The organism is Noviherbaspirillum humi, from assembly GCF_900188095.1.
Taxonomy (GTDB): Bacteria; Pseudomonadota; Gammaproteobacteria; order Burkholderiales; family Burkholderiaceae_D; genus Noviherbaspirillum; species Noviherbaspirillum humi.
This window is the reverse complement of sequence record NZ_FZOT01000030.1, coordinates 21,844-29,664: the sequence shown is the minus strand read 5'-3', so window position 1 is coordinate 29,664 and position 7,821 is coordinate 21,844. Positions and strand designations below refer to the sequence as shown.

Sequence of the window (7,821 nt, the reverse complement as noted above, 5' to 3'; positions counted from 1 at the left end):
TGCAGCATCGGCCGTCCTGCGAGCGTGAACGGCAGGCTGAGGCCGGCGGAGGCGACGGTGATCGTCGGCCGCACCGTCAACCCGCCCTCGGCTGCAGTCGGCAGATCATCCTGGGCGCCGCGCCAGTTGATGCCCTGCCGGTGGCCGATCTCCAGGTCGACGCTGGCGGCGCCGAGCAGCTGCTTGTAGGTGATGCCGGTTTCAAGGTTGGTGGTGCGTCGCCGCTGGACAATAAGCTCCACGTCGTCGAGGTAGCTGCTGGCGCGGCGGGTGCCGACTAAGGCATAGGCGCCAGCCTTGGCGCTGCTGGTGCGCAGCAGGATGCGATGCCAGCGCAGGTCGGCGCTGTCGCTGCTGCCGTTGGAGAGAAAGCGCGCCGTCGTTCCCTGCACCACTTGGGCGAAGCGGTTGTGGCTGCGGCTGAGGGTGAAGGTGTTGTATCCCCAGGGAATGGTGTATTGCAGGTTCAGGCTCTGGCTGCGATGGTCCGGGCGCAGGCTTTCGATATTGCTGTTGGCGGACAGGGAAAAGATGTCGTTCAGGCCGAGCGCGTTGTCCAGCGACGCGTAGGCGGACAACTGCGGCTTGCCGACGGCCCGGCTGCCGGAGTTGTCGAGCGTGATGCCGCCGCGCAGGCGCTGCCGGAAGGTTCCCGCCTGCCGCAGGATGCGCAGGATGCGCAGGCGGCTGGTGTCGGGTTCTTCGCCGGGTTCGAGTTCGGTGGCCACCGCCTGGCTGGGCAGGCGTTTCATCTGTTCCACGCCCTGTTCCAGGTCGCGCACATTGAGGATGTCGCCGTCACTCACCGGAAAGGCGTTGCGCCAGGTGCCCCATGCGGCGTCGGGCGCCTTGGGGTTGCCTGCCTGGTTCATGCTGATGCCGGCGATGCGGCCGACATGCAGGCGTATCGTGAGGATGCCTTCCTTCAGGTTTTGCTGCGGCAGGCTCGCGCGGGAAGTGACGTAGCCCTGCTCGATCAGCCTGGCGTCCAGTGCGGAAGCGATCTGCCGCAGGCCCGCCGCGCCGGCACACTGACGAAGGTAGGGCAGCGCCGCATCGGCCAGCCAGGCGAATTTCGCTGCATCCGGGCCGGTCAGCTCGACGCCCTGGATCGGGAAGCAGGGCGATTCTTCCGGCAGCTTGTCGGAGATTGTGGTTGGCTTGGCTGCTTGCAGCAGGTCCGCATCCGGCTTCAAATGCTGCTGCTGTTCGCGGGCGCGCTCCTCTTGCCGGCGCAAGCCTTCCTGCGCGATGTCGGCCGGCGACGGCGGCACGGTCGGGGCATGAATTGGCAGTGCGGCGAAGGCGAGCAGCAATAGGCTCGCCAAAGCACCGAAGCCACGGGCGGGGACTTGACGATGCGGTTTTCGCAGGCAAAGCGCTGCCCGGCAAAGAATGAAATGCCTGAAAAATTTCAGCACGGTTTCTAATGAAATGGCGCCCGAACGGAACCACGCGAAGCGGCGACGAGCGCGATGGATAACGGGACGATCAATGGAACCTGAAGAGCCGCTGGCGACGACTTATCCGTTACTTGCGTTCTTCAACGTACCTCCCCGGTCGGAATTAACTATTTATTAATATTAACCTTTTGTTAATCCTTTTTTGAAGGATTACCTGCTTCCGGTGTCGTGTTTTTACAGCGTTAGGGGTGGTTGCGTGGAGTATCGAAGACAAACATCAATGTATTCGCGTGTGGCGCAAAATTAATTGCTCATGTCATTACGCTCTTCAAGATCGGCTGTGTTTTGTACTAAGCGAGCTAATCCAAGATGTGAGGCGTCGTCACCAAAGCAAAACGGGCGCAGCGACAAAGCGCTACGCCCGTTCCTGATGCGGCGATTCAGTTTGCCGCGGCTTGAGCTCCAGACTTTAAAAGCCTGCTCAGTGCATTCCGTTGAACCCTGATGAGTTCAATGCAATCGCCGTGTGTATGGAGTGCATATGAACGATCAGCTTACTTCTGCTTGCCATGTTAGTGGCCCTCAGAATATTTGTTACATAGTTCTTGATTGTCCCGGGTGATACGCCAAACTCTTTTGCAATTTCCTTATTCGCCTCCCCGCACAACAGGCGCGACAAAACTTCCTTTTCACGAGCGGTTAACATCGATACGCCAGGAAGTTTCTCAATCACGGCCCTTTCCGCGTCAAGCGGAATCGGGTTGCTCAGATTCTTGCCAGGTTGATGACGAATTCCGCTCATTGGCAGCACCGAAGGATGCCCGTCAATAAGATTCGATATCAATGCACGGGAGATGTAAGTTCCGCCGAGAAGAATAAAGTTGATCGATGCAGCCATCAGCCCCGCTTCATCGGACTTGGAAAATATTCCATTTACGTCATACCTCAAGCTGAGATGTACTAGGTCAGAAGAATTGGTTGAGGTACATAAAACGAGCTTTTTTCCGTGAATTATTGCCTTTAAGGACTTGAGCTTATCTTCGGAGAATGAAGGCATGTCCGCATCAACCAGAACTACGCCAGGCAGATTGCCGCTAGTCGCTTGGCTCAGAAATTCATTTACGGAGTCGAACTCTTGAGGGGTTTGATGGCCTGACCTCAGCGTGATGGAGATTTTTTTGCGGAAAATGTAGTCGTTTGAGACGATAAACACTTGGCTTTCTCGGCATTGCTTTTCCAGTCTATCTCCCATATGGCCCCCAGTACTATTATTCAATATATTCAAATTGAGTTACTTACCTCTTCCTTAAATCGAATACAAACCGATTACGCAATCTCTTTCATGTATCGGTTTGCTATAAATTTCCTTTAAGAAAGTTACTTAAGGATAGGAAATTGGGCGATATAGGTACAGGTCAAAAGCAGGTTGCACTTGGTCAAATTAGGATAAGAAATATGCGGAGCCCAATTTGACTTTTTAAATGCACGAATTAAATGGTTTTGAGGTGAGGAGAGCCGAAGTCAGAGCAAGCCAAATAGCTGCCCATTACTAAACTGGCGCGATTAAAGATTTAAACATACACATCATGAATCTCAGCGCTCAATGCTTTCCTGTATCGCCAGAATAAATTCACTTCTTTATGGGAGCGGCTTGGTCAATGTCGGTAAAGCTTTTGAGGGGAAAACCTGAATCCAGATCGCGTATTTCGCTCTGATCTAAATTTGAAGCGCATACCTTCCACCGTGGAGATGTCCACTGAAGCTAAATCTTATTGCATTTCTTTTTCGTTTCTTCGTAATTCACTTAACTTTTTCAAGATACGGCAAGATAGATCTTCGGTTTCTTTTCGAATTGATTGTTGGATATCGACAGCCGCTTTTACCGGCTCTGCTGAACGGCGCAGTTCATCGGTTTAGATGATCAAGCATGATGTCGACGTAATCGCATGCCTTTACTGAACTTGCTTAGCCACCATCCGTAGTTTACGGAGCGTTGACTCACAGATCGCATTCGGAGTAATCGCAACGGCTTAAGCCGCCGTGACGTTTCTTTCCACCGGAGGCTGCCAACTCGTTGGAGACATGCTGTTCCGTTTTAGCAGTCGGTAAAACTCTGTGCGATTGCGTCCGGCCATATTGGCGGCCAGCGGAACGTGGCCCCTCGCTTTTTTCATTACCAGACTCAAATAGTCAGCTTCGAGCTGCTGTTTGGCGCTTCGGAATGAATACTTTATTACCGGGCTGTTTATGGCCTTGGCAATCTCCGCTTCGGTTATATATTTGAAATTTGCGAACGCTGCGGCTTGAAAGATTACGTTTCTAAGCTGGCGGATATTCCCGGGCCAAGGCAGACAGCATAGTGCGAAGAAGGCTTGTGCACTGAGACGGATTTCTGACGAAAGACCTTTGGCAAGCTTTAGCTCGTCGAGGAAGTTGGCGAGAATGCCCGGAATATCCTCTCGCCTCTCCGCAAGTGATGGAAGACTTACGTGAATCGTGTTAAGCCTGTACAGCAAATCTTCACGAAATTCACCCTTGGCTACTCTTTCACGCAAGTCGATCCGTGAAGTAGCGATGACTCGGATGTCGATCGGAATATTGACCTGGGATCCCACTGGACGTTCCTCGCGCTCCTGTAATGCGCGCAACAATTTCGCTTGGTTATTCAGGGAGAAATCCTCGATCCCAAGCAAGACTACCGTCCCGCGATCTGCTTCTCTCAACAAGCCCGTTCTGGCATTTGCTGCGCCGGTAAAAACCCCCTTCTCATGGCCGAACAATTCGGATTCGATCAGCGTGTCGGGAATGGAGGCGCAATCGACAACGACAAACGGAAAACCCTTGCGGCGACTATGGTCATGGATAAATCGTGCACAATAGTTCTTTCCGCTACCACTAGGTCCTGATATGAGGATATTTGAATTGGAGCGTGCAACCAGGGCAAGGTTTGCCAAGCGTTTCTCCGTTGCTGAGCGAGACTTTCGGCCGTTTGGCGCAGCAAGGTTCAAATGATTTTGAGGCAGGCATTCTGCTAGACGCTTTTCCATTGTTTGCGTAGGCAGCGCTTCCTTGGTTGGCGGAATAACGAGGACTTTAGCGGCGCCTTCATTCAGGTAGAGGAATGCTTGTTCGGCAGAAGGTCTGGAGAATAAGACCACTGCTTCCGCAGCAGGCGCAGCAAGGCTCAATTTCTTGAATTCTTCAAGGCTAGTAGCGTCGAGTTTCGAGACGCAATAAAGAAAATGGTTGGAGACGTTAATGCATGCAAGGCATTCTGCAATGTCTATTACTTGATTTTGTCGAGGCGAGCACCCGAAATCGTTCAACAAATTGCATACGTGGGTTAAATAGTCGGAATTTCCCCCGATTACCAACAGTTCTTGGTTCCCCATGATCAACCCCTTTTGTTCCACTTATGCGCTGAACCGAAGTCATTGACAACGCAGAATTAATTGCAATTGTTTTATCTATATGTGGCTCAAGGGTATTTGAGGGACCGTGGGCTTGTACAGGTCAAAAGGGGAGGTATACGCTTCAAAAGAGGGATAACTTGGAAGCAGAGGACGATTTATGGAGACGTATTGATTTAAACCAATACCGCTCTTGCGTGCGGCGAATGGTCTTGGTTGACGTTTGCTGTCTCTGCCGAGCCGGGGTTTTGGTAGTATTAGCCCCAAAAGAGCGTGGTTGGGCGCTACATCGAACGAAACTTGTCTTCTTTGGCTGATGCAAAAGAAGGACGGAAAATACCATTATGGAAATGTTGTTCAGTATCGGCAGCGTAGAGCGTGATACCGGTTTGTCAAAGGATACCTTGCGTGTATGGGAAAAGCGTTACAGCTTTCCGCAGCCGATCCGAGACGCCCTTGGCGATCGCAGTTACTCAATCGAGCAGGTTGAGAAGTTGAGATTGTTGAAGCGCCTGATTGACAGCGGCTACCGTCCGAGCAAGATCATCAACCTTGAAGTTCTTGAATTGCGCGCTTTGGCCGAGCAGGCCGAGAAGATTTCTACGAGACCGGCTCATTTTGAAAAGAAGCGCGACGATCTGCGCATTTACCTGGACGCATGCAAAGAGCACCGCTTCGACGATTTGCGGCGTCTACTTTCAAGGGAATTGCTGCGTCTGGGGCTGTACAGGTTCATCAGCGAAGTGATTGCCCCACTGAATACGATCATTGGTACGCTATGGGCAACTGGAGAAATTGCGGTTTACGAGGAACACCTCTATACCGAGTCGGCTCAGGTTGTCATTCGCAACGCCATCTCAGCCGTATCGGTACTCCCCGAGGAAGGTTCGGTTGGCCCCAAAATCCTGCTCACCACGTTTCCCTATGAGTCCCATGGATTGGGCTTGCTGATGGCCGAAGCCATTTTCGCGCTGGAAGGAGCGAAATGCATTTCGCTTGGGACGCAGACGCCAATCATGGACATTGCACGGGCCGCGGAGAAGCAGGATGCCGACATTGTCGCCCTCTCTTTTTCCGAAGCCATGAACGGTAATCATGTCGTTGAAGATTTGAGCGAGTTGCGCAGTGCGCTTCCTCGTTCCTGTGAAATCTGGGCCGGAGGGAGTTGTAGTGTCATCCATCGCCGTCCGCCCGACGGAATAAGAGTGCTCGGACTGGAAGGAATCGGCATTGCGCTTGCCGATTGGCGGCAAGCGCAGCCGCAGTCCCAGGGTCGCCCTTGATATGGATACGGCTAAGGAGCTTACGTCGCTCTCTCGCCTCCAGCCTTACCGCAACGGCCCTGCCTTGAAAGATGCGCCGTTGCTCGTAAGCGCAGAGCTTCCTGGCTGCTTACACGATCTTGCGTGGGAGGGATGGAGTCGCGGCATTGGCCCCCTCCTCTCTTGACATGATCGCCAGATCAACCAGGTCGGAATCCGTTGGTTTTTCCCATCCCTCTTCCCAAACCGCGTTGCCTAGAAAGCGCAGGAAAGCTGGCTTGACAATGGGACTGGCGATACCTTTAGTCCGAAACGCCTTTCGAACTACTTCGCTTGCAGGTAATCCCTCCGTTTCAAAGCGAGAGATCCACTCCTGCTGATCGGTTTCCGGCATCTCCTGGAACATGTCGTTCAACTCATTTCGTTTCATTGCCATGTAACGTTCAATGAGCTTCAGCCTTTCTGCCTTGGTGTCGTACACCTTGGCAATCGGCTGCTGTTCGGACTTCTTCTCATCTCCAAACTGGCCTGACTGCAGCAATGTCGTCAGATATTTGTCCGGGCTTCTAACGGGCTCCATATTGGCGCGCGACTGACGCTCATTCATGGTCTTAAGCGCCTGCTCCAGTGCCTTCGCCCCATATTTCAAAAGATGTTTTTCCGCGCGCTCTTGCGGAATGCCTGCCTTGATTGCTTCCCCTATTGTCTTCAAGTCCACCGGCTCGATGGCTTTTTCTGAATGCGCCGGCGCCGGCCGCTTGCGGCTCACACGGAATTGAAGGTCCTGCACGGCTCGACCGACCCGGTGTTCCACCAGTTCGATTTCCAGATCAGAAACTTCATTGACTTTCTTGACTGCCTTTTTAAGCACGTCGCGATTGAAGATCTTGTACTCTTGGTAGGCACTCGTTGGGCTGTCGGGAGATCCCGTCAATACTGGTCGCCACCATGCCCAAGGCTGTCTTGCCGTTAAGCCGCCGGGATTGTCTGCATAACGGCAGCAGATTTCGTAAAGCACAAGGGATGCCATGGTATTGAGTGACGCCTGCACCTGAAGCGACATTTTTGCGAAACGCTGCGGGTCAAGCAGTTCCTGCTTGATGTTCGGCGCATAGCTCCATTCAAGAATGAGTTCGCCATCACGCTGAATAAGGTCGGCATGCGCAATCAGTGCCGAAACGCTCCATCGAGCGCCCTCACCTGTGGTTGGCGACTGCCATTCGACGCCAGTCGTTGCCATCTGGCGAAAATACTGTTTGATGAGCTCAGTGTTGTTGGAATTGAAGTCGATTCCGGTAGCAATATCACCCAACCGGACTTGATAACGTTCTTTTGCCATGCCTTGCCGCTGGGCATAGTGCAGCATTACGTTATAGATCTTCCGGGCAGTGACCGTGATGCGCTCGGACTTCGGAACGATAGCCAAGGTATTGACCGGTTTGCGAAGTGGGTAATCTATTTCCGATCGACTGTTCGGAACACTCGCCTCGCGCTTTTCCGCAGCCTTTTTCATGCCTATCCAGAAAATTGGAACCAAAGCAACAGTCTACAGTGAGGTCATTAGCGATGCAATCTCACCTGTGAAAAGCCGTTTTCCGGAATTCGTTATGGCAGCTCATCCCAAATCCTCTCACCTGTTATGGGGAGAAGTTTTGGGAGTTTGATCGCTAGCGTATGCGGTGAAGCAGAGAGCGAAATCCGAGTGTTGTGTGTTTACGCAAAAGGGCTTGGCTAAGTCCTTGTTTC

General features: G+C 52.7%; 5 protein-coding genes. 1 reads left to right on the top strand and 4 read right to left on the bottom strand.

Going from position 1 to position 7,821, the window contains the following annotated elements; all coding sequences use genetic code 11:
- The 3 genes from CHB88_RS23470 to CHB88_RS23460 all read right to left on the bottom strand — a co-directional run.
- On the bottom strand, positions 1 to 1,316 hold a 1,316-nt coding region (locus CHB88_RS23470), incomplete at its 3' end, for a ShlB/FhaC/HecB family hemolysin secretion/activation protein (protein ID WP_245845217.1).
- 568 nt (positions 1,317 to 1,884) lie between these two features.
- Positions 1,885 to 2,655: a LuxR family transcriptional regulator gene (locus tag CHB88_RS23465; RefSeq protein ID WP_089401791.1), complete on the bottom strand. Its 771-nt coding sequence runs from the start codon at positions 2,653 to 2,655 to the stop codon at positions 1,885 to 1,887.
- Positions 2,656 to 3,433: 778 nt separating this feature from the next.
- On the bottom strand, positions 3,434 to 4,795 hold the full coding sequence (locus CHB88_RS23460; RefSeq protein ID WP_143131461.1) for a sigma-54-dependent transcriptional regulator: 1,362 nt from the start codon (positions 4,793 to 4,795) through the stop codon (positions 3,434 to 3,436).
- A gap of 362 nt (positions 4,796 to 5,157) precedes the next feature.
- Between CHB88_RS23460 and CHB88_RS23455 the strand changes: the two genes are divergently transcribed.
- Positions 5,158 to 6,096 (top strand): MerR family transcriptional regulator, encoded by a 939-nt coding sequence (locus CHB88_RS23455; RefSeq protein WP_089401789.1) that lies wholly within the window; start codon positions 5,158 to 5,160, stop codon positions 6,094 to 6,096.
- Between the two features lie 109 nt (positions 6,097 to 6,205).
- Here CHB88_RS23455 and CHB88_RS23450 read toward each other — a convergent pair whose 3' ends face one another.
- Entirely contained in the window at positions 6,206 to 7,588 is a 1,383-nt protein-coding gene (locus CHB88_RS23450) for a replication initiation protein (RefSeq protein ID WP_089401788.1), read from the bottom strand.
- Positions 7,589 to 7,821: the final 233 nt, after the last annotated feature.

Coding starts and splice junctions, on each gene's coding strand:
- CHB88_RS23455 (WP_089401789.1), top strand. CDS start 5,158: ATGGAAATGTTGTTCAGTATCGGCAGCGTAGAGCGTGATACCGGTTTG.
- CHB88_RS23460 (WP_143131461.1), bottom strand. CDS start 4,795: ATGGGGAACCAAGAACTGTTGGTAATCGGGGGAAATTCCGACTATTTA.
- CHB88_RS23465 (WP_089401791.1), bottom strand. CDS start 2,655: ATGGGAGATAGACTGGAAAAGCAATGCCGAGAAAGCCAAGTGTTTATC.
- CHB88_RS23450 (WP_089401788.1), bottom strand. CDS start 7,588: ATGAAAAAGGCTGCGGAAAAGCGCGAGGCGAGTGTTCCGAACAGTCGA.